Annotated in this window: 21 protein-coding genes; 9 read left to right on the forward strand and 12 right to left on the reverse strand. The window is 55.1% G+C overall.

Annotated features, from left to right (window positions below; all coding sequences use genetic code 11):
- Positions 1-12 precede the first annotated feature (12 nt).
- The 3 genes from ABFX35_RS21900 to rplU form a co-directional block, all read right to left on the reverse strand.
- The gene (locus ABFX35_RS21900) at positions 13-984 is read right to left on the reverse strand and encodes a DMT family transporter (protein WP_279026500.1); all 972 of its coding nucleotides are present in this window, start codon (positions 982-984) and stop codon (positions 13-15) included.
- 99 nt (positions 985-1,083) lie between these two features.
- On the reverse strand, positions 1,084-1,341 hold the full coding sequence (rpmA, locus tag ABFX35_RS21905; RefSeq protein WP_279026502.1) for a 50S ribosomal protein L27: 258 nt from the start codon (positions 1,339-1,341) through the stop codon (positions 1,084-1,086).
- A gap of 17 nt (positions 1,342-1,358) precedes the next feature.
- The gene (rplU, locus tag ABFX35_RS21910) at positions 1,359-1,670 is read right to left on the reverse strand and encodes a 50S ribosomal protein L21 (protein WP_279026504.1); all 312 of its coding nucleotides are present in this window, start codon (positions 1,668-1,670) and stop codon (positions 1,359-1,361) included.
- Between the two features lie 268 nt (positions 1,671-1,938).
- On the opposite strand from rplU, the gene ispB reads away from it, so the two are divergent.
- Positions 1,939-2,910, forward strand: coding sequence for an octaprenyl diphosphate synthase (gene ispB / locus ABFX35_RS21915; RefSeq protein WP_279026506.1), 972 nt, complete (start codon positions 1,939-1,941; stop codon positions 2,908-2,910).
- A gap of 44 nt (positions 2,911-2,954) precedes the next feature.
- Here ispB and ABFX35_RS21920 read toward each other — a convergent pair whose 3' ends face one another.
- Positions 2,955-3,323, reverse strand: a complete 369-nt coding sequence (locus ABFX35_RS21920; RefSeq protein ID WP_279026508.1) for a DNA-binding protein — start codon at positions 3,321-3,323, stop codon at positions 2,955-2,957.
- A gap of 179 nt (positions 3,324-3,502) precedes the next feature.
- Here ABFX35_RS21920 and ABFX35_RS21925 point away from each other — a divergent pair, with 179 nt between their 5' ends.
- A complete protein-coding gene (locus ABFX35_RS21925) occupies positions 3,503-3,763 on the forward strand; it encodes a helix-turn-helix domain-containing protein (RefSeq protein WP_095846119.1) in 261 nt (86 codons plus the stop codon).
- A 69-nt stretch (positions 3,764-3,832) separates the two neighbouring features.
- On the opposite strand, the gene mdh is transcribed toward ABFX35_RS21925, so the two are convergent.
- Complete coding sequence (gene mdh / locus ABFX35_RS21930; RefSeq protein WP_279026510.1) at positions 3,833-4,774, reverse strand: malate dehydrogenase; 942 nt, start codon at positions 4,772-4,774, stop codon at positions 3,833-3,835.
- 469 nt (positions 4,775-5,243) lie between these two features.
- Here mdh and argR point away from each other — a divergent pair, with 469 nt between their 5' ends.
- A complete protein-coding gene (gene argR, locus ABFX35_RS21935) occupies positions 5,244-5,714 on the forward strand; it encodes a transcriptional regulator ArgR (protein ID WP_095846121.1) in 471 nt (156 codons plus the stop codon).
- Positions 5,715-6,078: 364 nt separating this feature from the next.
- The gene (yhcN, locus tag ABFX35_RS21940) at positions 6,079-6,342 is read left to right on the forward strand and encodes a peroxide/acid stress response protein YhcN (protein ID WP_095846122.1); all 264 of its coding nucleotides are present in this window, start codon (positions 6,079-6,081) and stop codon (positions 6,340-6,342) included.
- Positions 6,343-6,573: 231 nt separating this feature from the next.
- Here the strand turns inward: yhcN and mpl are convergent, their stop codons facing one another.
- Positions 6,574-7,953 (reverse strand): UDP-N-acetylmuramate:L-alanyl-gamma-D-glutamyl-meso-diaminopimelate ligase, encoded by a 1,380-nt coding sequence (mpl, locus tag ABFX35_RS21945; RefSeq protein WP_279026513.1) that lies wholly within the window; start codon positions 7,951-7,953, stop codon positions 6,574-6,576.
- A 169-nt stretch (positions 7,954-8,122) separates the two neighbouring features.
- On the opposite strand from mpl, the gene fbp reads away from it, so the two are divergent.
- Entirely contained in the window at positions 8,123-9,127 is a 1,005-nt protein-coding gene (gene fbp, locus ABFX35_RS21950) for a class 1 fructose-bisphosphatase (protein WP_279026514.1), read from the forward strand.
- 186 nt (positions 9,128-9,313) lie between these two features.
- Positions 9,314-9,844 carry an inorganic diphosphatase gene (gene ppa / locus ABFX35_RS21955; RefSeq protein ID WP_279026516.1) on the forward strand — a complete coding sequence of 177 codons (531 nt, stop codon included), beginning with the start codon at positions 9,314-9,316 and terminating at the stop codon, positions 9,842-9,844.
- 61 nt (positions 9,845-9,905) lie between these two features.
- Here ppa and ABFX35_RS21960 read toward each other — a convergent pair whose 3' ends face one another.
- The 3 genes from ABFX35_RS21960 to tamA are packed head-to-tail and all read right to left on the reverse strand — an operon-like array spanning position 9,906 to position 15,804.
- A complete protein-coding gene (locus ABFX35_RS21960) occupies positions 9,906-10,250 on the reverse strand; it encodes a gamma-glutamylcyclotransferase family protein (protein ID WP_279026518.1) in 345 nt (114 codons plus the stop codon).
- Between the two features lie 2 nt (positions 10,251-10,252).
- The gene (tamB, locus tag ABFX35_RS21965; RefSeq protein WP_346082898.1) at positions 10,253-14,071 is read right to left on the reverse strand and encodes an autotransporter assembly complex protein TamB; all 3,819 of its coding nucleotides are present in this window, start codon (positions 14,069-14,071) and stop codon (positions 10,253-10,255) included.
- Positions 14,068-15,804: an autotransporter assembly complex protein TamA gene (gene tamA, locus ABFX35_RS21970; protein WP_095846128.1), complete on the reverse strand. Its 1,737-nt coding sequence runs from the start codon at positions 15,802-15,804 to the stop codon at positions 14,068-14,070. The genes tamB and tamA overlap by 4 nt, the downstream gene beginning before the upstream one ends.
- A 278-nt stretch (positions 15,805-16,082) precedes the next feature.
- On the opposite strand from tamA, the gene msrA reads away from it, so the two are divergent.
- Together msrA and paeA are read left to right on the forward strand one after the other, a co-directional pair.
- The gene (gene msrA / locus ABFX35_RS21975) at positions 16,083-16,724 is read left to right on the forward strand and encodes a peptide-methionine (S)-S-oxide reductase MsrA (RefSeq protein WP_165907032.1); all 642 of its coding nucleotides are present in this window, start codon (positions 16,083-16,085) and stop codon (positions 16,722-16,724) included.
- 165 nt (positions 16,725-16,889) lie between these two features.
- The gene (paeA, locus tag ABFX35_RS21980) at positions 16,890-18,221 is read left to right on the forward strand and encodes a polyamine export protein PaeA (protein WP_279026523.1); all 1,332 of its coding nucleotides are present in this window, start codon (positions 16,890-16,892) and stop codon (positions 18,219-18,221) included.
- Positions 18,222-18,306: 85 nt separating this feature from the next.
- Here the strand turns inward: paeA and ABFX35_RS21985 are convergent, their stop codons facing one another.
- Positions 18,307-18,513, reverse strand: coding sequence for a DUF1107 domain-containing protein (locus tag ABFX35_RS21985; protein ID WP_279026525.1), 207 nt, complete (start codon positions 18,511-18,513; stop codon positions 18,307-18,309).
- A 324-nt stretch (positions 18,514-18,837) separates the two neighbouring features.
- On the opposite strand from ABFX35_RS21985, the gene ABFX35_RS21990 reads away from it, so the two are divergent.
- A complete protein-coding gene (locus ABFX35_RS21990; protein WP_095846131.1) occupies positions 18,838-19,395 on the forward strand; it encodes a YtfJ family protein in 558 nt (185 codons plus the stop codon).
- On the opposite strand, the gene cysQ is transcribed toward ABFX35_RS21990, so the two are convergent.
- The gene (cysQ, locus tag ABFX35_RS21995) at positions 19,396-20,136 is read right to left on the reverse strand and encodes a 3'(2'),5'-bisphosphate nucleotidase CysQ (protein ID WP_346082932.1); all 741 of its coding nucleotides are present in this window, start codon (positions 20,134-20,136) and stop codon (positions 19,396-19,398) included. It lies immediately after the preceding gene.
- A 190-nt stretch (positions 20,137-20,326) separates the two neighbouring features.
- Positions 20,327-20,947, reverse strand: a complete 621-nt coding sequence (gene bamJ, locus ABFX35_RS22000; RefSeq protein WP_095846133.1) for a BamJ family beta-barrel-assembly machinery protein — start codon at positions 20,945-20,947, stop codon at positions 20,327-20,329.
- Positions 20,948-21,100: the final 153 nt, after the last annotated feature.

The raw sequence follows: 21,100 nt of genomic DNA on the forward strand, positions 1-21,100 counted from the left end.
CGTCTCCGTAACTCATTCACCGGGCGGCTTCAAAGGAGCAACCCGATTTATTTCTGTCCGACGCGGCCACCAACGGTGGCCGATTGCGGAAAACATAGCGCCCGCCACCACCACGAATGCGCCAATATAACCAACCAGGTTCAGGGGCGGGGCAGCAAACATCTGTGGCCATGCCAAAGCCAATAAATCAGAGAACAACAGGGTAAACAACGGGGTGAGCGTCACCAGCGCGCTTACCTGTGCCGCCTGCCAGCGCGCCATGGCTTCAGCCAGCGCGCCATAACCAATCAGCGTATTCGCACCGCAAAACAGCAGGCAAGCCAATTGCCAGCCGCTAAGCTGGAAAATCACCGCTGGCTCGGCCAACGGGAATAACAGCACTGCACATAAAGTGTACAGTAATACCAGGATTTGTGGTGAAGCCAGACGGCGCAACAACACTTTCTGCGCCACGCCATAGGCGACCCACACCATGGCCGCACATACGCCCAACAGCACCCCCAGGGTGTAATCCGTCAGGCGAGTAAAAATCTCAACCAGGCTAACGTTAAAAAACAGCATCAGCCCGCTAATCAGCATCAATGCGCCAATCACCTGGGTGATACGCATGCGCTCTTTCAGGATCAACACGCTGGCGAACATCATGCCCACCGGCGAAAGCTGCCCAATCACTTGGGAAGCCGTCGGGCTCAGGTATTGTAACGAGGAGCTAAAAAACACGAAATTCCCCAACAAACCCGCGGTAGCTATCGCCAGCAGCAGCAGCCAACGTGGCCGCGCAAAGAGCTGCAACGGCGGCAGCCTCCCCCGCACGGCCAAGATCAGGCACAGCCCGATTGCGGCAAGGGTAAAGCGGTACCAGACGATGGTAAACGGCGCCATCGTCTCCAGCACTTCTTTCATTGCAATTGGCAGCGCGCCCCAACAAACAGCCGTTGTCAGCGCCAAAAAAATGCCTATGCCAGCCTGCTGTTTTGTTTCCATGATACCTGTGTAAGCACCAGGGGAGAGAGGTGTCCATAAATATAAAAAGCCCCGCAACGAATTGCGGGGCTTTTATCTATGTAGGACCGGCTCGAAAAATTACTCAGCTTCGATGCTGATGAATTTACGGTTGCTCGGGCCTTTCACTTCGAATTTGACTTTGCCGTCTTTCAAAGCGAACAGAGTGTGATCTTTGCCGCAACCCACGTTGGTACCAGCGTGGAATTTGGTGCCGCGCTGACGAACGATGATGCTGCCAGCCAGTACTGCTTCACCGCCGAAGCGTTTTACGCCCAGGCGTTTGGATTCGGAATCACGACCGTTACGAGTCGAGCCGCCAGCCTTTTTGTGTGCCATTAATCTGCTCTCCTAACTTAAGCGCTGATGCCGGTGATTTTTACATCAGTGAACCACTGACGGTGGCCCTGCTGCTTACGGTGGTGTTTACGGCGACGAAACTTAACGATTTTAACTTTCTCGCCACGACCGTGAGCAACGACTTCAGCTTTGATCTTGCCGCCATCGACGAAAGGAACGCCGATTTTGATATCATCGCCATTTGCGATCATCAGAATCTGGTCAAACTCAACCGCTTCACCAGTTGCGATGTCCAGCTTTTCCAAGCGAACGGTCTGACCTTCGCTTACTCGGTGTTGTTTACCACCACTTTGGAAAACCGCGTACATATAAAACTCCGCTTTCCGCGTGCTTAACTGTTCAGTACAGAGCGCGCTATAAATATTCACAATAGGGCGCGAATTCTACGCAATAATCCCGCACATGACAAGAGCAGAATCAGGCCTGAAGTAGAAAAAAGAAGAAAAAAAACACAGTTTCTTTCGTGGCATTTATCTGGGGCGTTTTTCAAGTACAATCAGGAAACAGTTACCGCCATGCACCGATGTGAACAGCGATCTGATCGCTGTGAAGAGAAACACAGCTGAAAAAAATACAATGAAACCAGAACAAATTACCGATTTAACCGCGCAAGATATGGCGGACGTGAACGCAATCATTCTCGAACAGTTGAATTCCGAAGTCACGCTCATCAATCAGCTTGGCTATTACATCATCAGCGGCGGCGGTAAGCGCATTCGCCCGATGATCGCCGTGTTGGCGGCACGGGCGCTACAGTATGAAGGCAACAAGCACGTTACCGTCGCTGCGCTGATTGAATTCATCCACACCGCCACCCTGTTGCATGACGATGTCGTCGATGAATCCGACATGCGCCGCGGCAAGGCGACCGCCAACGCCGCGTTCGGCAACGCCGCCAGCGTGCTGGTCGGCGATTTCATTTATACCCGCGCTTTCCAAATGATGACCAGCCTGGAATCCTTGCGCGTGCTGGCGCTAATGTCGGAAGCGGTCAACGTCATCGCCGAAGGCGAAGTGCTGCAGTTAATGAACGTCCACGATCCCGACATTACCGAAGAAAGCTATATGCGGGTGATCTACAGCAAAACCGCGCGCCTGTTTGAAGCTGCTGCCCAGTCTTCCGCGATTTTGGCGGGCGCCAGCGAAGCCGAAGAAAACAGCCTGCGCGATTACGGCAGATACCTGGGCACCGCGTTCCAACTGATCGACGATCTGCTCGATTACAGCGCCGATGGCGCCACGCTGGGCAAAAATACCGGTGACGATCTTAACGAAGGGAAACCGACGCTACCGCTGCTGCATGCCATGCACAATGGCAACAGCGAGCAGGCGGCGCTCATCCGCGAGGCGATTGAGCAAGGCAACGGCCGCCATCTGCTAGAACCGGTCTTGGCGGCCATGCAGCAATGCGGCTCGTTGGAATATACCCGCCTGCGTGCAGAGGAAGAAGCCGACAAGGCTATCGCCGCCCTGCAGATTTTACCGGCATCGCCATACCGCCAGGCGTTGGAAGGCCTGGCGCATATGGCGGTACAGAGAAACCATTAAGAACGTAATACGGCCGTCAGTTTTCATAGGCCCGCAGCCCGGGCCTATGCCTCTTCGCCGGCGCTATTTTCCCCACTAATGCGTTTTAACAGGTTGCCTATCCCTTCGCGCATCAGGAATGCCAACACCTTTTCGCGTTCGCCCTCCGACATGTGCCAATAGTACTCAACCCAAACCACCAGCGGATCTTTGCGATCCAGATCATAACTCGCAGGTTCTTCTTTCAGTAACAAGAGGTGGCGGACATCTTTCGGCAGGCTGTCTACATGATACTCCAGCGCCTTTCCCTGAACACCTTTGCGGCGACGGCTAACCCAACCTTCACGCCGGGCCATCAAATTAATTCCTTGTGGTGAAGAAGGTAACCCCGCAACGCCTATAAGTTCCTTGGCAGCAAACCACTCATTTTTCATAGCCATGTTCTCTGACGATAGTGTAGCGAAAAAATTTCAGAAACTATTTAGATATTTTCCAGAAAATTTAGTGGTATTCTGGTTTCTGTATAAACGTTTTAGTTGATGAAAACGTTTAAGTTATACAGGTTATTTATACCACTAACATGACTTTGGCTAACCAAAAAAGGAATGTAAACATGAATTCAAGGAAACCTGACTGGCACCCAGCGGATGTTATTGCGGCATTACGTAAAAAAGGCACCACTCTGGCGGCGGTGTCGCGCAAGGCTGGCCTGTGTTCTTCCACCCTGGCGAATGCGCTATCGCGGCCGTGGCCAAAAGGTGAATGGCTGATCGCTGAAGCGCTGGAGGTACATCCGGCGGAGATCTGGCCAAGCCGCTATTTTGATCCACAAACCAACCGCTTGCTGGATCGCAAAAGCCGTATCAAGCAGTGAGTGCAAAAAGAAATAAAAAAACCGCCGGTTTCATACCGGCGGCTACATTATGCGGTTAAAGGCAGGGGATCAGGCGTTGTGGATAAACTTCTCGCCCAGTTCGATATCTTTACGCAACACGTCCAGCATATCGTCCAGCGCGTTTTGCTCATAAGCGCTCAACGGCCCGATAGCCTGATATTGTTCGATACCGTCTTTACCCAACAGCAGTGGTTGCGCGAAGAAGCGGGCATATTCACCATCGCCCTCAACGTAAGCACATTCCACCACACCCTTTTCACCATTCATGGCGCGCACCAGGGAAAGCGCAAAGCGTGCCGCGGCCAGGCCCATCGACAAGGTTGCCGAGCCGCTGCCGGCTTTGGCTTCCACTACTTCGGTACCCGCATCCTGGATACGTTTGGTCAGGGCTTCCACTTCATGCTCGCTGAAGCTAACGCCAGGGATTTGCGAAAGCAGCGGCAGAATGGTCACGCCGGAATGGCCGCCGATAACAGGCACCTCCAGTGTTTCCGGCTGTTTGTCTTTCAGCTCCGCCACAAAGGTGTTGGAACGGATGACGTCCAGCGTGGTGACGCCGAACAGCTTGCGCTTGTCATACACCCCGGCCTTCTTCAACACTTCAGCCGCAATCGGCACCGTGGTATTCACCGGGTTAGTAATGACGCCGATACAGGCTTGCGGGCAGGTTTTTGCCGCCTGCGCGATCAGGTTACGCACAATGCTGGCATTAACATTAAACAGGTCGGAACGGTCCATCCCCGGCTTACGCGCGACACCGGCGGAAATCAGCACCACGTCCGCACCCTGCAGCGCCGGAGTGGCATCTTCACCGCAGAAGCCTTTGATGCTGACCGGCGTAGGGATATGGCTGAGATCAACGGCCACGCCTGGGGTGACAGGAGCAATGTCGTACAGAGAGAGTTCAGAACCTGAAGGAAGTTGGGTCTTGAGTAGAAGGGCGAGGGCCTGGCCGATACCGCCAGCAGCACCGAGAACTGCAACTTTCATCCTATACTCCTTTATTATCTTAAATATAAAAGCGCCGTGAATTCATGGGGTGCGAACCTTAATTTATTACGCTTGTAAAAACAATCTCTTAACGATAGGGTTTAAGAGGCTCAAACACGATGGAAGCAGAACATGACTTCCATTCTAGATGAAATCACTTACGCATTAAGGGCATAGCACGCATTAACCAGAAATAATACGTGTTAAATCACACGCAGGCTGGTCCGAACGCCACATTACACCCTTCCTTTACATCACAATAATATCACTTCTATAACATTTTGTTCACTTTTTGAGTGGTGTGGCCTCCGCGCCAAAAGGCATATTCATCCGCGGCCGATACTGCTAGAATAGCGCGCTCCACGCTCGCCATGCCACGCAACCCCACATTCCATCGCCCCCTTATTGCATAAAAATGCATATAAATGCATAATAATGGCTTCTGTCTCTCAACATTCCACGGTGCAAAATGCGTAATCCCGCAAAGCAGGAAGATCTGATCAAAGCGTTCAAAGCGTTATTGAAAGAAGAAAAATTCAGCTCTCAGGGCGAGATCGTTTTAGCGCTGCAAGAAGAAGGTTTCGAAAATATCAACCAGTCCAAGGTATCGCGTATGCTGACAAAGTTCGGCGCCGTACGCACGCGCAATGCCAAAATGGAAATGGTGTACTGCCTTCCCGCTGAGCTTGGTGTACCGACCACCACCAGCCCGCTGAAAAATTTGGTGCTGGATGTTGATCATAATGATGCCCTGGTGGTTATCCACACCAGCCCCGGCGCTGCGCAGTTGATCGCCCGCCTGCTTGATTCACTCGGCAAATCGGAAGGCATCCTTGGCACCATCGCCGGTGATGACACTATTTTCGTGACGCCTGCCAGTAATTTTACCGCCCATCAGCTATTCGAAGCTATCCTGGCGCTGTTCGAACAGGAATTATAGCGCCATAGGGCAGCAAAAAACGCGGTGTGAGCCGCGTTCTTGCATTTACCCACTCGCCGACCTCGCCGCACGCCCTTTTCCTGTTCTTCCTAAAAGCAATTCCCCAACCCTTTACCGATCTGATTGTTACGCACGATTAATCAAAAGTTGCCAGTCTATTGAAATCACATGCTTTTAACACGGAATGGTTATTTAGTGTTCACTTCTTATTCTTTCTGATTATTATTACGCGGATGTTAATAAAAAAGCCTTATTGCACATCGTTAGCTTGCTATTAATCTTCAAGGTTACTAGATGTATACTCATTTCCACGATGTGGATCACAAGTTATGTGAATGGATCCGAGAATACAGTGAGGTTAACAATGAAAATTAAAGCTACCGTTTTAGCGCTCAGCGCCTTATCCATGTTGGCTTTCGGCGCGTCAGCCGCCACCCTGGTTAACAACCAACAGGCAGAAACCCTGCAATCAATCGGCACCATCAGCGTAGGCAGCATCATCGGCGCGCCTTCCGATGTACGCCAGGCACTTTCTGAAAAAGCCGATAAGCAAGGCGCAACCGCCTACCGCATTATCGAAGCGAATGAAAACGGCAACTGGCACGCTACGGCCGAAATCTACAAGTAGTCGCCATGGTGGCAATAGCCGGCTCCTCCCGGCTATTGCACAAAACCCATCCCAGGTTTCCTAGAAAAAACTCGTCGTCCTATCCGACGAACCCCTTTGCCCCCGCTCGCGGGGGCTTTTTTATGCGCGTAAATCACACTTGAACAGATGCGGTGGACGGCAAAAACAGGGCCTGCAGAGCATAAAAAAACCGCCGGAATGGCGGTTTCATCAGTTTGGATCCTGCGGCAATCAATAATGCGCTTTCAGCTCGGCTTTTTTCGCCAGCGCCGCCAGCAGCTTATCGTGGATACCGCCAAAACCGCCGTTGCTCATCACCAGTATATGGTCGCCAGGCTGAGCGGTTTTTACGATCATCTCCACCAGCGTATCCAGATCGGCGCTCCAGTGCGCTGGCTGCACGCAGGCTTCCGCCACTTCGGCAACCTGCCACGGAATATGGTGCGGCTGGAACAGGAACACTTCGTCAGCGCGCCCCAATGACGGCGCCAGTTCATTCTTGCTGATGCCCATTTTCATGGTGTTGGAACGTGGCTCCAGCACCGCCAAAATGCGCGCCGTGCCGCCGACCTTGCTACGCAAAGCCGCCAGGGTGGCAAGAATGGCGGTTGGGTGATGGGCAAAATCGTCATAGACGGTCACACCATTGGCTTCACCACGCAGTTCCAGGCGGCGGCGGGCGTTGATGAAATCCCCCAGCGCACGGCAGGCATCGGCCGGCAACACGCCTACATGGCGGGTGGCGGCGATCGCCATCAGGCCATTGTGCATATTATGCTCGCCCACCAAGGCCCATTTGACCTCTCCTACTTTCTCACCGTCGAGCAACACTTCATAATGGCTGGCGTCCGGCGTAAGCTTACGTGCGTGCCAGGTGCCATCTTCCCCAACCAGTTCCTGCTCACTCCAACAGCCCATCGCCATCACCTGCTTCAGGTGCGCGTCATTCTCCGGCACAATGATCCGGCCTTTACCCGGCACCAGACGCACCAAATGATGGAACTGTTTCTGGATCGCTTTCAGATCGTCAAAGATATCGGCGTGATCAAACTCCAGGTTGTTCATGATCAGGGTCCGCGGGCAGTAGTGCACGAACTTCGATCGTTTGTCGAAGAACGCACAGTCATACTCATCGGCTTCGATCACAAAGAACGGGCTGTCACCCAAGCGTGCAGAGACCTCAAAGTTGCCCGGCACACCGCCAATGACAAACCCCGGCTGATAGCCGCAGGCTTCCAGGATCCAGGTCGCCATGCCTGCCGTGGTGGTTTTGCCATGAGTGCCCGCCACCGCCAGCACCCAGCGATCGCGCAGCACATAATCGTGCAGCCACTGCGGCCCGGAAACATACGGGATCCCCTGTTCCAACACCACTTCCACACAAGGATTGCCGCGCGTCATAGCGTTACCGATGATCACCAGATCGGGAGCGGGATCCAACTGGGCCGGATCGTAACCCTGAATGAGATCGATTCCCTGGTTCTCCAGTAGCGTGCTCATTGGCGGATAGACGTTAGCGTCTGAACCGGTGACCTCATGCCCCAACGAGCGGGCCAGCATCGCCAACCCCCCCATAAAGGTGCCACAGATCCCAAGAATGTGAATGCGCATAGGTTTCTCATTTAGTGACGTCGAATTAGCGCTTATTCTAACCCTCAGATTAGTCCAGAAGAAATGGATTTGCCTATGAATAGCGTTTCGCTTTGGGCTACACTGCTGAAGAAAACGTAAGCGGTTTGTTACCAAATCGCTGTCCATCTGTCGATTCAGGGAATGTGTCATGAAAACGTTAGGCGAATTTATCGTCGAGAAACAACACGACTTTCCTCACGCCACCGGTGAGCTGACTGCGTTACTCTCCGCCATCAAGCTGGGCGCCAAGATTATCCACCGCGACATCAATAAAGCCGGCCTGGTGGATATCCTCGGCACCAGCGGCGTTTCAAACGTACAGGGTGAAGTCCAGATGAAACTGGATCTGTACGCGAATGAAAAACTGAAGGCAGCATTAAAAGCGCGCGGCGAAGTGGCCGGCATCGCTTCTGAAGAAGAAGACGAGATCGTTATTTTCGACGGCGAGCGTGCAGAAAACGGCAAATATGTCGTGCTTATGGATCCTTTGGACGGCTCATCAAATATTGATGTTAACGTCTCTGTCGGTACTATTTTCTCTATTTATCGGCGTGTAACGCCTGTGGGTACCCCCGTCACCGAAGAAGATTTCCTGCAGCCCGGCAACCGCCAGGTCGCAGCCGGTTACGTGGTCTATGGTTCTTCAACCATGCTGGTCTACACTACCGGCCACGGCGTTCATGCTTTCACCTACGATCCGTCATTGGGGGTGTTCTGCCTCTCACACGAACGGGTGCAATTCCCAGACACCGGCAATATGTATTCCATCAATGAAGGCAACTACATCAAGTTCCCTCTCGGCGTGAAAAAATACATCAAATACTGCCAGGAACAGGATGAAGCGACGCTACGTCCTTATACCTCACGCTATATCGGTTCACTGGTTGCCGACTTTCACCGCAATCTGTTGAAAGGCGGTATTTATATATACCCCAGCACCGCCAGCCACCCGAAAGGCAAGCTGCGCCTGTTGTATGAATGCAACCCGATGGCATTTCTGGCCGAACAGGCCGGCGGCAAAGCCAGCGACGGCAAAAACCGTATTCTTGATATCATTCCTGCCAAGCTGCACCAGCGGGCGCCGTTCTTCGTCGGCACCAAATCGATGGTCGAAGACGCAGAACGCTTTATCGCCGAATTCCCAGACGAATAATCCCCCCGCCGAGCCGGCGCTGCCAGGGCTAACGATGCATCCTGGCCCTGGCCGGCGCCGGATTAATCCGGAAAACGCCGCCAGGCCAAAGCCACACGGCGCCGGTGATGAAAAGGGCAGGAAATCGTAAGAGAGTCCGCTATAATAGCCGCCACTCCATTTCTGGTTTGATGAAAGGAAACCGACATGAGCTTGAACCTGGTCCCTGCTGGCAAAGACCTGCCAGAAGATATCTACGTAGTTATCGAGATCCCGGCTAACGCCGATCCGATCAAATACGAAATCGACAAAGAAACCGGCGCGCTGTTCGTTGACCGTTTCATGTCCACCGCAATGTTCTACCCGTGCAACTACGGCTACATCAACCACACCCTGTCTTTGGATGGCGATCCGGTTGACGTGCTGGTGCCAACGCCATACCCACTGCAGCCGGGTTCCGTGATCCGCTGCCGCCCGGTCGGCGTTCTGAAAATGACCGACGAAGCCGGTGAAGATGCGAAACTGGTTGCCGTTCCGCACAGCAAACTGACCAAAGAATACGATCACATCAAAGACGTGAACGATCTGCCTGAACTGCTGAAGGCACAAATCGCCCACTTCTTCGAGCACTATAAAGATCTGGAAAAAGGCAAATGGGTTAAAGTCGAAGGCTGGGCAGACGCCGCCGCGGCCAAAGCCGAAATCATCGCCTCTTTCGAGCGCGCTGCCAAAAAATAAGGCCGCCCGCCATGAAAAAACACCGCCCAATGGGCGGTGTTTTTTTTTATTGCCGTGCTACTTATTCTTCGTCACGCTTTAGCCAGTCGCCGCTTTCGATCAGCGGATACCCTTCCACACTGTGTTTATACAGGTAGATCCACGCGCTCCCATAAGGCGTTTGAATCAGTTCGCGCCGGTAGTCTTTGGTATTACTTTTCAGTTCATCCAGTTCGGCCAGAATCGAAGAGGTGATCCGGTACACTTCACAATGTATCGTCCCCTCCCCCACGATGGCCGCCGGATAATGGCCCAGATTATAAATCTGGTAGCCTTCTAGCTCATGTTCACCCAGCCACTGGGCATTGGTCATCCAGTGGCTGTTCCCCTGTTTGCGCCTTAAACTGCCGTAGACAATTATTCGCATCGCTAAAACTCAAACTGATAGAGCAAATCTAATGCCTGGTCGATGCCAGACACCGCTTCCAGATACAACTTGGGCATCAAGCGGTAACGCAACGTCAGCGTGGCCAGCGAGTCGAAAATACCCACCCCATATTTTACTTGTAAGCCAGGGAGGACATAGCCGCTCACTACAACCTGGGAACTGTCGCCAACTCCCTGGGTATCAAGGGCCAAATTACTTACGCCAAACGCCTCGCCGATTTTACCCACAAGTTGCCCACTTTGTGCAACCCCCATACCGATCAACATTGAAGTCATGGCGTTGCCATCGGCGCCGGAACTGCTCAGGCCCTGGCCGCGCAGCAGATAAGACAGGGCTTCCTGTTGTGATTTGGTCGGATCGGAGAACACTTCCAGCTTCGGCGCATCCGCCAGCCCGGTCACGCGCACCCCGGCCACCACATCGTCCTCGGTAGAATCCGGATTACGGATCGCCTCCATGTTCAGGTAAGGTTGATCCGGCGGCCCAGAGAACATCAGTTGGCCTTTACGTACGATCAGATCCTGGCCATAGGCGTGGAAACGCCCGTTCAGGATATTAATCTGGCCATTCAGGCCAAGGCCGTTTCTGTCCTGCACCACCTTCAGATCGCCTTTCAGGCCGGCTTTCAGGCCAAAAGCATCAAGCCGCACGTCATCGCCCACGTGGATCATCAGGTTGCTGTTGATCGGGATGGACGCGGTTTGCTCGTGTATCGGCTGCAGCTTGTCGTCCAGCATCACCTCATCGGAAGAGACGCCCACCGCGCTGGCCGGCAGTTCCTGGACGGTAATGCGCGCCCACGGGATATCCACCTTGCCGTTAAGCGAGAAGAGCTGCGGCGTGGCTTCAAACACCACGTCAGGCGAAACATCAACACGGGCCATCGGTGGCACTGAAACGCGCAGCTTATCGCCCTTGGCGGCAATGCGCGCATTCCAGGCGTTAAGCTCGCGCCAGTCTGCGTCCCCGGTCAAGTTCAACTGCCCATGGGTCGTCGCAATCAGCCCTTCCAGCGTTGAACTCATGCCGTTGAAGTTAATCACCAGCCGGCCATTGGTCATATCAAACGGCATCCAGTTGCCGTCGATATCCACCTGATCCAGCGCCAGGCGGCCAAACACCAGCGGTTTTTGCACACTGCCGCCCAAGCGCAGGTTGGCGTTCAGCATCCCCGCCGCCTTCTCACCCTGCATCAGCGCCGGGTTGAGCAGCGCCAGCGAAATATTGGTGATGTTGACGTTGCCGGCAATGTTGCGCCGCCCTTGCGGATCGGCCACCTGCACGTTGCCCTCCAGTTGGCCGTTGTTGGTGAGCTTAATCAGCCAGTCCGCCTGGGCGCGGCCATTGTTCAACGCCGCGTTGAGGTTCAAGCGGTCAAAGGCGATCGGCAGGGGCTTGCCCTGCACCTGCTGCACCACCTTCACGCCGTTGCCCACCAGCGAAACTTTCGCCTGCGGCAGCGTTTCGCCCGCTTTCCAGCTTACGTCGGCACGGCCGTTAAATACCCCGCTCAGCGCGGTTTCCTCGCCGAGGAACGGTTTGAGCATGTTCAGGTCAAAGCGGTTAAGCACCACGCTTGCCTGCCCGCTGGCGCCCGCTTCAATGGTGTTCGGCACACACAGTTCCGCATCCGGGTTTTGCCAGCAGTGCGGCCCAACGCTGATTTTCTGTTGGGTATTGAGGTAATCCAGGGCGATAGCGCGCGTCAGGCGCCATTCGCCGACCGGGGTATCAAAACGGGTGTTGTTCAGATTGCCGCGCCAGCGCTGCTGCTGGCGATCAAAGCTGCCGGCCAGCGCCAGTTGCCCGGAAACCGGCTTGCCATCAATTTTCAATTGCAGCGTATGCTGTTTCTCGCTGCCCTTGGCTTCCAGCGTCAGCAGGTTAACTTCCAGCGCATCCTGCTTGAGCTGTTCCACGCGCACCGCCAGTTGCCCCTGGATCTGATCGCTGGAGCGCACATCGCCGTCGATCTTCACCCGGTTAATGCGCAGCGCCTGCCATTGCAGGCCGGAAGCGACCAGATCCGCCAACAGCTGTGGCGCCTGCAGGTTGCCGCGCAGTTTGAGCCCCCCTTTGGCGGTGCCGCCCAGCCCCGGCAGCGCGCCATCAAGGCGCGGTGCATCAATATTGGCATCCAGGTTCCAGCTCTTTTCATCCAACTGGCCCTTCACGTTCAGCGTATTGCGCCCCAGCGCCAGATTGACGCCGGGGATCGTCCACTGGCCGGCCGCATTGCCGCTCAGCGAGCCGTGCGCCGACACGCTGTTTTGCTTCACGTTGCCGCGCAGATCCAACTGCGGCACCTGCAACTGCCAACTGCCGCCATACAGGCTACCGCGCGTGGTGATTTTCCCCTCCAGCTTCGCCGGCCATTCCGGCCACTGTTTGGCGGTGTTGATACCGCTCAAAGTAAGCTGCGAGTTCCAACTGATCGCTTTACTCCAGTCCACCAGCGCCGTGAGATCGGTATTGCCCTGCAGCGCCGCCAGGCGCAAACGATCGAGCTTGAACTGTTCAATGTTGCCCTTGCCATCCAACGTCAGCACCGCCGGCGGCAAATCCTGGCCTTTGATATTGGCGCGGGTCGACAGCGCATAATCCGTCGCTTTGCCGCTAAAGCGCAGTTGGAAATCATCCACCTGGTACTGCGCGGCACCGGCCAGCGGCCACTTGAGCTGTTTGCTCTGCAACGTCAGCGCCAACGGCAGGCCGGCTTCCGCCAACTGGGTCTGCACGTCGAGTTGAGCGCCGACCGGGCCGGAAAGGTTAAGCGCCACCGTCAGCGCTTCACGCAGGCCGCCGCCGATATCGAGCTTAATCTTCTCGCCTTTTAGCGGATCAACGTTCAACGCTGCATTCGCCGCCATCGTCACCGGCCAGGTGCCGGTCAGTGAAGCCTGCCCCTGTGCCGACAACGAGCCCTGCGGCGACTGGACGGTGAAATTATCCAGCTTGATGTGCTGATCCTGGGTGCTGGCCTGCAACAGCAGGCTGGAAATCAACACATCGGTATCACCGGTCAGGCGCAGCTGCTCACCGCGGATTTCCTGCACGGTAATATCCAGCGGCAGGCGAATTTCCGGCAGATCCGGCAATAGCGGTTTGGCAAACAGTTCTTTTAACGTGTCGCCCAGTGGCTTCTCTTCCAACTTCGGCGCGGGTGCTGGCGTATCGCTGGCTTTCTCCGCGGCCTGCTTCGCGATATCCACCGCCGGTTGCACCGCTTCCGGCAACGGGTTCTGCGGGGTTTTCGGCAAGGCGATCAGCAGCGAACTGATTTTGGTCGGCAACAGCGTTAATGCGCGCTCTTGCCACTGTGCGCCGGTATGGAACTGCGCCAGCGAAATCGCGGTTTCGTCCACTCGCACGTTGACATTGTTCAGCGCCAGCATGCGCAGCGTGATCGGATACGGCGTACTCAGGTTGGTGGTGGGCTCGCTGTTCTCCTCCGCCGGCGCCGAAGGCGCCATTTTCGCGGTATCCACCGCGACGTCGACATCGTCGGCGGTCAGCGCGTTAACGCACAGCGAACTACGACGGAAACAGGACAGATCGAGCGAGAGGTGGAACTGGCCGGCGTTGACGGTAACGCCCGGCATCTGATACTTGACGCCTTTCAACGTCAGATCGCGCCAGCCGCCGGTGACGCTGGCGATATCCAGGCCGGGCACCCAGCGTGCGGCGCCGTTGATCACCATATGCAAACCGGTGGTGGTGCCCAGCAAAAACGCCACGCTGCCCACGATCAGCAGCAGTACGATTAAAAATCCAAGAGAAATCTTTTTTATCAGGCTCATAGTTCAGGCCCCAAACCGATATAGAACTGCACCCCGTGGGTTTCCTGGTCCCCCACAGGGGCGGCAATATCCAGCTTCACTGGCCCAACCGGTGACTGCCAGCGCACGCCGACGCCCGCCCCGGTTTTGAAATCGCTTTTTCTGATGTCGTTCACGGCTTCACCGGAATCAACAAACACCGCGCCCCACCATTTGCCCGTCACGTTATATTGGTACTCCAGCGAGCCGGTGAACATTTTCGACGCACCGGTCAGCTTACCGTCATCGTCACGCGGTGAAATGTTTTTATATTTGTAACCACGGATGCTGCGATCGCCCCCGGCGAAAAAGCGCAGATCCGGCGGGATCTTATCGAAGTTATTGGTTTCAATCCAACCCGCCTGCGCGCGCGCCACAAAGCGGTGTTTTTCCGCCAGGGTGCGGATCCACACGTTCTGCGCCTGCAACAGGGCGAAATCCACGCCGGAACCCCAGGTGGTGTCGGAAACATCAAGGGAATAGCGCTGCGAATCGCCCCAGGTTGGCATCAACCCGCCGCGTGAACGGGTACGCGCCACGCTCACCCCAGGATACAGCAGCATGGTGGTATCGGTGACGTTCGCCTGGGTAAAGTGGTCGAGCCGCCAGGTAAAGTTAACGGCGTGCTGCCAGCCGCTGGAAAGATCCCAGTTGCGCGATGCCACCACCTTGGTGCTGTCCGCCTTGGTATCGTTCAGGTCCTGGCTTTTGAAACCGGCCTGCAGCAGGTAATACTGCTCCAGCGGGCTCTTGAGCAGCGGAATTTTATACGAGAGATCGAGCTGTTGCTCCGGCGCCGAAACATAGGCGCTGGTTTCCAGGCTGTGACCACGATCGTTCAACCACGGTTTTTTCCACACCCCTTTTACGCGCGGGCCGACGTCGGTGGAATAGCCAACGCCGGCTTCCATGGTGTTACGGCTGCGCGGGGAAACCACCGCGTCCAGCGGCAGCACTTTGCTCGCTTTTGAATCCTTGAAGTCCGGCGATACCACCACCGAGTTAAACCAACCGGTGGCAGACAAACGGCGGTTCAGCTCGGCCAGATCGCCCGAGCTGTAATAATCCCCTTTATGGAAAGGCACCAGATTTTGCAGATAATCTTCGCGGATTTGCGAGCCTTGAAACTTAACGTCGCCGAAGTGATAACGCTCACCGCTGTCAAAATCGATATCCCAGTAAGCCTGGTGCAAATCTTCCGCCACCCCAAGCTGGCTCTTGACCATCTCGGCATCAAAATACCCTTTGCGCAGCGCCAGGCCGGTCAGGGAACTTTTAAAGCTGTCGTAGGTGCCGTGGTTCAAAATAGCGCCAATCTCCGGGCGCCCGCGCTTCACCGCCGCGAGATAGTCTTCATCGGTTCTGGCGCCCCCTTGCAACACAATGTCGGCGCCAGCGATACGCACCGGCTCACCGGGGTTGACCTTCGCATGCAGCACCGGCCGCGACAGGTTTGGGTTGTTATCCAGCGAGAAATCAATGGTCGGCTGATAATAGCCCAGCGGCCGCAGCCCCTGGCGGATGGCCTGATCCACGCGCGCACGAAAGCGCCCGTCGGCGCTGACTTCATCACTGCCAATCGCGGACAAACGTACCCGAACATTTTGTTCCAACTCCCCGCTAAGACCTTCCACCTGCAAGCGTACGTTGGCCGCTAATGCCGGCGGCGCAGTAAACAACACGCATAAAACGCAAAGGGCACGGTATCGTGGCACGCGTTCTCCTTAGATTATTCTACTTTTCCTATACAACCTTAGCACTGGTGCCGGGGATTACACCGGGATAACACGATGGTTTATCAGCCACCCTAGGCACCATTAAGCGGCATGCCCAGCCGTAAACAAGACACATTCTCTGCTTTTTGCGCCCTATATACTGCGTTAAACTTACACAGAAACGCAACATATTGCCTATTGTGGGCAAAGAGGCGTTCAGATACAACTAACGCCAGGGCATCTTGGCCCAATAATTATCGTGATAACAGGAGTCAACCGTGGTGCCATCTTTTGATAAGTCTCAACCGATTGATAAAGCGAACGCATTACCAGGCCGCACCACCCCAATGCCCGTGGCAACCCTTAACGTGGTCACCGGCCACTCAATGACTCAGGTTCCGGAAGGCATGGAAGTGGCAATTTTCGCCATGGGCTGTTTCTGGGGCGTCGAGCGTTTGTTCTGGGAACAAGCGGGCGTCTACAGCACGGCCTCCGGCTACAGCGCTGGTTTTACCCCGAACCCCACCTACGAAGAAGTCTGCACCGGGCAGACCGGCCATGCAGAAGTGGTGCGCGTGGTGTTTGATCCCAAGACCGTCAGCTATAAACAGCTGCTGCAGCTGTTCTGGGAAAATCACGATCCGGCACAGGGTATGCGCCAGCGCGGCGATATCGGCACGCAATACCGCTCCGCCATTTATACGTTAAGCCCGCAACAGCAGGCCGAAGCGGAAAGCAGCCTGCAACGTTTTCAGCAGGCGATGGACGCCGCAGGCGACGCGCGCCGCATCACCACCGAAATTGCCCCCGCTCAGCCTTTCTATTATGCGGAAGACTATCACCAGCAGTATCTGCACAAAAACCCGGAAGGTTATTGTGGCCTGGGCGGTATCGGGGTGTGCCTGCCACCGCAGGGTTAACGCTGTCATTTTTCATCACTGGCGGCTTTCAGTGAGCTGCTGTTATACTATGCGCGGGCCGTGCAAACGGCCTGATAGCCGCTTTTCTGGTTGTTATTACACGTTTTTTTAATGAATTACCCTCCTCAAAAGCGCCGGCATCCCGCCGGCACGAATGGATAAACTATGTTAGACAGTATATTACTGATTCTTTTTCTGATCGCCGTGAGCGCCTTTTTCGCCCTGTCGGAAATCTCATTGGCCGCATCGCGCAAGATCAAGCTCAAGCTGATGGCCGACGAAGGGAATATTAACGCCGCCCGGGTGCTCAAACTGCAAGAGACGCCGGGTATCTTCTTTACCGTGGTGCAAATCGGCCTGAATGCCGTCGCCATCCTTGGCGGTATCGTCGGCGATGCTGCTTTTTCTCCCACCTTTAAACCGCTGTTTGAGCGCATTGTTTCCCCGGAACTGGCTGAGCAAATCAGCTTCATTTGTTCTTTCGTCCTGGTGACCAGCCTGTTCATCCTGTTCGCCGATTTAACCCCGAAGCGCATCGGTATGATTGCACCAGAGACGGTTGCCGTCCGGATCATCAACCCGATGCGTTTCTCGATCATGGTCTTCCGCCCGCTGGTGTGGTTTTTCAACGGCATGGCAAACCTGATCTTTCGCATGTTCAAACTGCCGATGGCGCGCAAAGACGACATCACCTCCGACGATATCTATGCCGTGGTGGAGGCGGGCGCGCTGGCTGGGGTGCTGCGTAAGCAGGAGCATGAGCTGATTGAAAACGTGTTCGAGCTGGAATCGCGCACCGTGCCCTCCTCCATGACCTCGCGGGAAAACGTGATTTTCTTCGATCTGCACGAAAGCGAAGAGAACATCAAACAGAAAGTGCTGACCCACCCGCACTCCAAGTTCCTGGTGTGCGACGGCCATATCGATCAAGTGGTGGGCTATGTGGATTCCAAGGATCTGCTGAATCGGGTGCTCGGCAACCAGAGCCTGGCGTTAAGCAGCGGCGTGCAGATCCGTTCAGCGCTGATTGTGCCGGACACGCTGACGCTGTCAGAAGCGCTGGAGAGTTTTAAAACCGCAGGCGAAGACTTTGCCGTTATCCTTAATGAATACGCGCTGGTGGTTGGCATCATTACCCTGAACGACGTCATGACCACCCTGATGGGGGATCTGGTCGGCCAGGGCCAGGAAGAACAGATTGTCGCCCGTGATGAAAGCTCGTGGCTGATTGAAGGCGGCACGCCGATTGACGACGTGATGCGGGTGCTGCATATCGATGAATTCCCGCAGGCAGGCAACTATGAAACCATCGGCGGCTTTATGATGTATATGCTGCGTAAGATCCCCAAGCGCACAGACTTTGTGAAATACGCCGGGTACAAATTTGAAGTGGTGGATATCGACAGCTACAAGATAGACCAGCTGTTGGTGACCAGGCTAAGCGACAAGCCAGCGGCAGTTTTGCCAAAAGCCGCGGATGAAACTATCCCTTCCTGATCCCGGCAGACCCACCGCCTCGCCATAGCGAGGGGGTGGTATCGAACCGCCCAATCGTACCGGGCGGTTCCCCGCCCTAAGAGCATCAACACATTTCTGACTGCAACTGCAATACGTGGCGGTTAACCTCGGCCATCACGCTAAAGTGGCGTTTATCACGCACCTTTGGCAGCAAAATCTTGCCCTTATCGAACTCAAATGCGCCGACGTCTTTGATATACAGCCGCCCGCGGAATAGGGTTTTGACGTACTTGGCCACTTTCAATGGGTTATAGCGATGGAAGATTCTCATTATATTACTCTCCTCCCGTTGGACCACGCGTTCAATAGGCCGCCAACGTGGCGGTATTTCAGACTGAACGCAATTTCATAGCACTAGTGTAGACCGGATTCCGGTGACTTGGTTCCCACACAGTGAATTTATTCACTAGATTTACACTTTTTGACAGAGTTACGTATAGTGATTACCTTAATTTTCAGTATATCCATTCACAAAGCAGGTGATATCCTGCAAAGGAAAAAACTGCGATCCCGCTAACAGGACAGACCGCCAATCACCACCTATGCTTTCTGCTGTTTAGGTTGTGACGGTAATTTTTTCCAGCAAGGAGAACCTATGAAAACAAGCAGCCTGCTCGCCATATCATTGCTGCTTACCCCGCTTTTATCTTCAGCACATAATTTCCAGCCCCAACAACGCGTCGCGCCGGTTGGCGTCAGCGAAGAAGGCGAACTGCGCTACACCAATGGCGCATTCAGCTACGGCAACTGGAACAGTGCGCAGCTCAGCGGCAAAGTGCGCGTCATTCAGCATATTGCGGGCCGCAGCGCCGCCAAAGCGATGAACGCACCGCTGATTGAAGCGCTCAAGGAGGCAAATCTACCGCACGATCGTTACCAAACGACGACAATCATCAATATGGATGATGCCATTGTCGGTAGCGGGATTTTTGTACGCGGCAGTATTGAGGACAGCAAAAAGGAATTCCCGTGGTCGCAGTTTATTGTCGATGACAACGGCCGCGTGCAGAAGGCCTGGCAGTTGCAGCCGAAAGGCTCCGCAATTATCGTGCTGGATAAACAAGGGAAGATTCAGTTTGCCAAAGACGGCGCGCTTACGCCGGAAGAAGTGCAGCAAGTGATGAACATGCTGCACCAGTTATTGGCGAATTAATTAAAACAGGGAAACCCGGAACCCCGGGTTGAGGAACGACTCGCGCGGCGTGTAGAGCAACGCTTTTCCCTGCCAATCGCGGATCTGCGCCCCGGCGGCAACGGCCACAGCATGGCCCGCCGCCGTATCCCAAACATTGGTTGGCCCAAAGCGGGGGTAAAGCTGCGCCGTGCCCTCCGCCACCAGGCAGAACTTCAGCGACGAGCCGACGGAAACCGTCTGGTGTTCACCCAACTGTTTCAGGTAATCCTTCAATTCTGCATCCATGTGCGAGCGGCTCACCACCACCAGCGGAGGCTGGCCGTTGCTGACGTGAATTTTCCGCCGTGCGCCATTTTCCTCTTTCCAGGCATTGCCGCGCTCAGCCAGATACAGCACGTCGATCGCCGGGGCGTACACCACCCCCATGACCGCTTCACCGTTTTCAATCAGGGCGATATTGACGGTAAACTCGCCGTTGCGGTTCAGAAACTCCTTGGTGCCGTCGAGCGGATCGACCAGCCAATAACGTGACCAGTGGCGGCGCACCTCCCAGGCAGGGGGATCTTCCTCCGACAGCAACGGCACATCCGGCGTCAGGGCAGCCAGGCCGCGCTTGATAACGTCATGTGCCGCCAGATCGGCGGCCGTCACCGGCGAATCGTCTTTTTTCTTGGCTGCTTCGAGCGGTTGCTCGCCGTGATACACCGCCATAATTGCCTTGCCCGCTTCACGGGACAACTGGCAAATTTGCTCTAACATCATCCACCTCAGGTATGCTAAACCACCTATTTTATTGCCAGACTAGTTTTCTTTACGCCAAATAGCCATCCCCCGCCGATACTATAGTGTAGCAAACGCAACCTGCAGGCATCAGCGCGCAGCGCCAAAACGCGGCAATGCACAAAAAATAAGGGCGCCAACCGGCGCCCAGGGAATAGCGGGAAAGAAATTAGAGGATTTCCAGCAGCTCAACGTCAAACACCAGTGCGCTAAACGGCGGGATTGACGCGCCGGCGCCGCGTTCGCCGTAGGCCAGGTTGTGCGGGATATACAGTTGCCATTTAGACCCAACCGGCATCAGCGTCAGCGCTTCGATCCAGCCTGGGATCACGCCGCTGACCGGGAATTCGGCCGGCTGGCCGCGCTCTACGGAGCTGTCAAACACGTCGCCGTTAGTCAGGCGGCCGGTGTAGTGTACACGCACACGATCCTGGCGGGATGGGATTGGCCCATTGCCCTGCTCCAGCACGGAAAACTGCAGGCCGGATTCCGTCTGCGTGACTTCGGCGCGCTTGGCGTTTTCTTCCAGGAATTTCTGGCCTTCAACCGCCAGCGCCTGCTGGCGCTCACGGCGCACGGCATCCGCACGCTCGTGCACTTCACGCAGCGCACGATGCACTACGTCTACTGGAACCGCCGGGGCATTCCCTTCCAGCGCATCACGCAGACCGGCCAGCAGGGCTTCCGGTTGTAAACCTTCCAGACCGGACTCTTGCAACTGCTGGCCGACCTGTAAACCAATCCCATAGCTTGCCTGCGCTTCAACGCTGTCAAAAGAAGGGGTTGTCATTGGGGGGTTTCCTTTAATCGGTGAAAAGACAAGGAGCAGCATAACAGCGCGGCAAAGCCGGGTAAAATCTTGTGTGGATAATGGTGACTTTTATGCTAGAAAAAGAAACAATACCCCGCATGCTAACATCAGGCGCCGTTACCCCTTAGTGGC

It is taken from the genome of Gibbsiella dentisursi (assembly GCF_039539505.1).
Lineage (GTDB): Bacteria > Pseudomonadota > Gammaproteobacteria > Enterobacterales > Enterobacteriaceae > Gibbsiella > Gibbsiella quercinecans.

Excerpts from the sequence above, each read along its gene's own strand:
- ABFX35_RS21900 (WP_279026500.1), bottom strand. The coding sequence starts at position 984 with ATGGAAACAAAACAGCAGGCTGGCATAGGCATTTTTTTGGCGCTGACA.
- rpmA (WP_279026502.1), bottom strand. The coding sequence starts at position 1,341 with ATGGCACACAAAAAGGCTGGCGGCTCGACTCGTAACGGTCGTGATTCC.
- rplU (WP_279026504.1), bottom strand. The coding sequence starts at position 1,670 with ATGTACGCGGTTTTCCAAAGTGGTGGTAAACAACACCGAGTAAGCGAA.
- ispB (WP_279026506.1), top strand. The coding sequence starts at position 1,939 with ATGAAACCAGAACAAATTACCGATTTAACCGCGCAAGATATGGCGGAC.
- ABFX35_RS21920 (WP_279026508.1), bottom strand. The coding sequence starts at position 3,323 with ATGAAAAATGAGTGGTTTGCTGCCAAGGAACTTATAGGCGTTGCGGGG.
- ABFX35_RS21925 (WP_095846119.1), top strand. The coding sequence starts at position 3,503 with ATGAATTCAAGGAAACCTGACTGGCACCCAGCGGATGTTATTGCGGCA.
- mdh (WP_279026510.1), bottom strand. The coding sequence starts at position 4,774 with ATGAAAGTTGCAGTTCTCGGTGCTGCTGGCGGTATCGGCCAGGCCCTC.
- argR (WP_095846121.1), top strand. The coding sequence starts at position 5,244 with ATGCGTAATCCCGCAAAGCAGGAAGATCTGATCAAAGCGTTCAAAGCG.
- yhcN (WP_095846122.1), top strand. The coding sequence starts at position 6,079 with ATGAAAATTAAAGCTACCGTTTTAGCGCTCAGCGCCTTATCCATGTTG.
- mpl (WP_279026513.1), bottom strand. The coding sequence starts at position 7,953 with ATGCGCATTCACATTCTTGGGATCTGTGGCACCTTTATGGGGGGGTTG.
- fbp (WP_279026514.1), top strand. The coding sequence starts at position 8,123 with ATGAAAACGTTAGGCGAATTTATCGTCGAGAAACAACACGACTTTCCT.
- ppa (WP_279026516.1), top strand. The coding sequence starts at position 9,314 with ATGAGCTTGAACCTGGTCCCTGCTGGCAAAGACCTGCCAGAAGATATC.
- ABFX35_RS21960 (WP_279026518.1), bottom strand. The coding sequence starts at position 10,250 with ATGCGAATAATTGTCTACGGCAGTTTAAGGCGCAAACAGGGGAACAGC.
- tamB (WP_346082898.1), bottom strand. The coding sequence starts at position 14,071 with ATGAGCCTGATAAAAAAGATTTCTCTTGGATTTTTAATCGTACTGCTG.
- paeA (WP_279026523.1), top strand. The coding sequence starts at position 16,890 with ATGTTAGACAGTATATTACTGATTCTTTTTCTGATCGCCGTGAGCGCC.
- ABFX35_RS21985 (WP_279026525.1), bottom strand. The coding sequence starts at position 18,513 with ATGAGAATCTTCCATCGCTATAACCCATTGAAAGTGGCCAAGTACGTC.
- ABFX35_RS21990 (WP_095846131.1), top strand. The coding sequence starts at position 18,838 with ATGAAAACAAGCAGCCTGCTCGCCATATCATTGCTGCTTACCCCGCTT.
- cysQ (WP_346082932.1), bottom strand. The coding sequence starts at position 20,136 with ATGTTAGAGCAAATTTGCCAGTTGTCCCGTGAAGCGGGCAAGGCAATT.
- bamJ (WP_095846133.1), bottom strand. The coding sequence starts at position 20,947 with ATGACAACCCCTTCTTTTGACAGCGTTGAAGCGCAGGCAAGCTATGGG.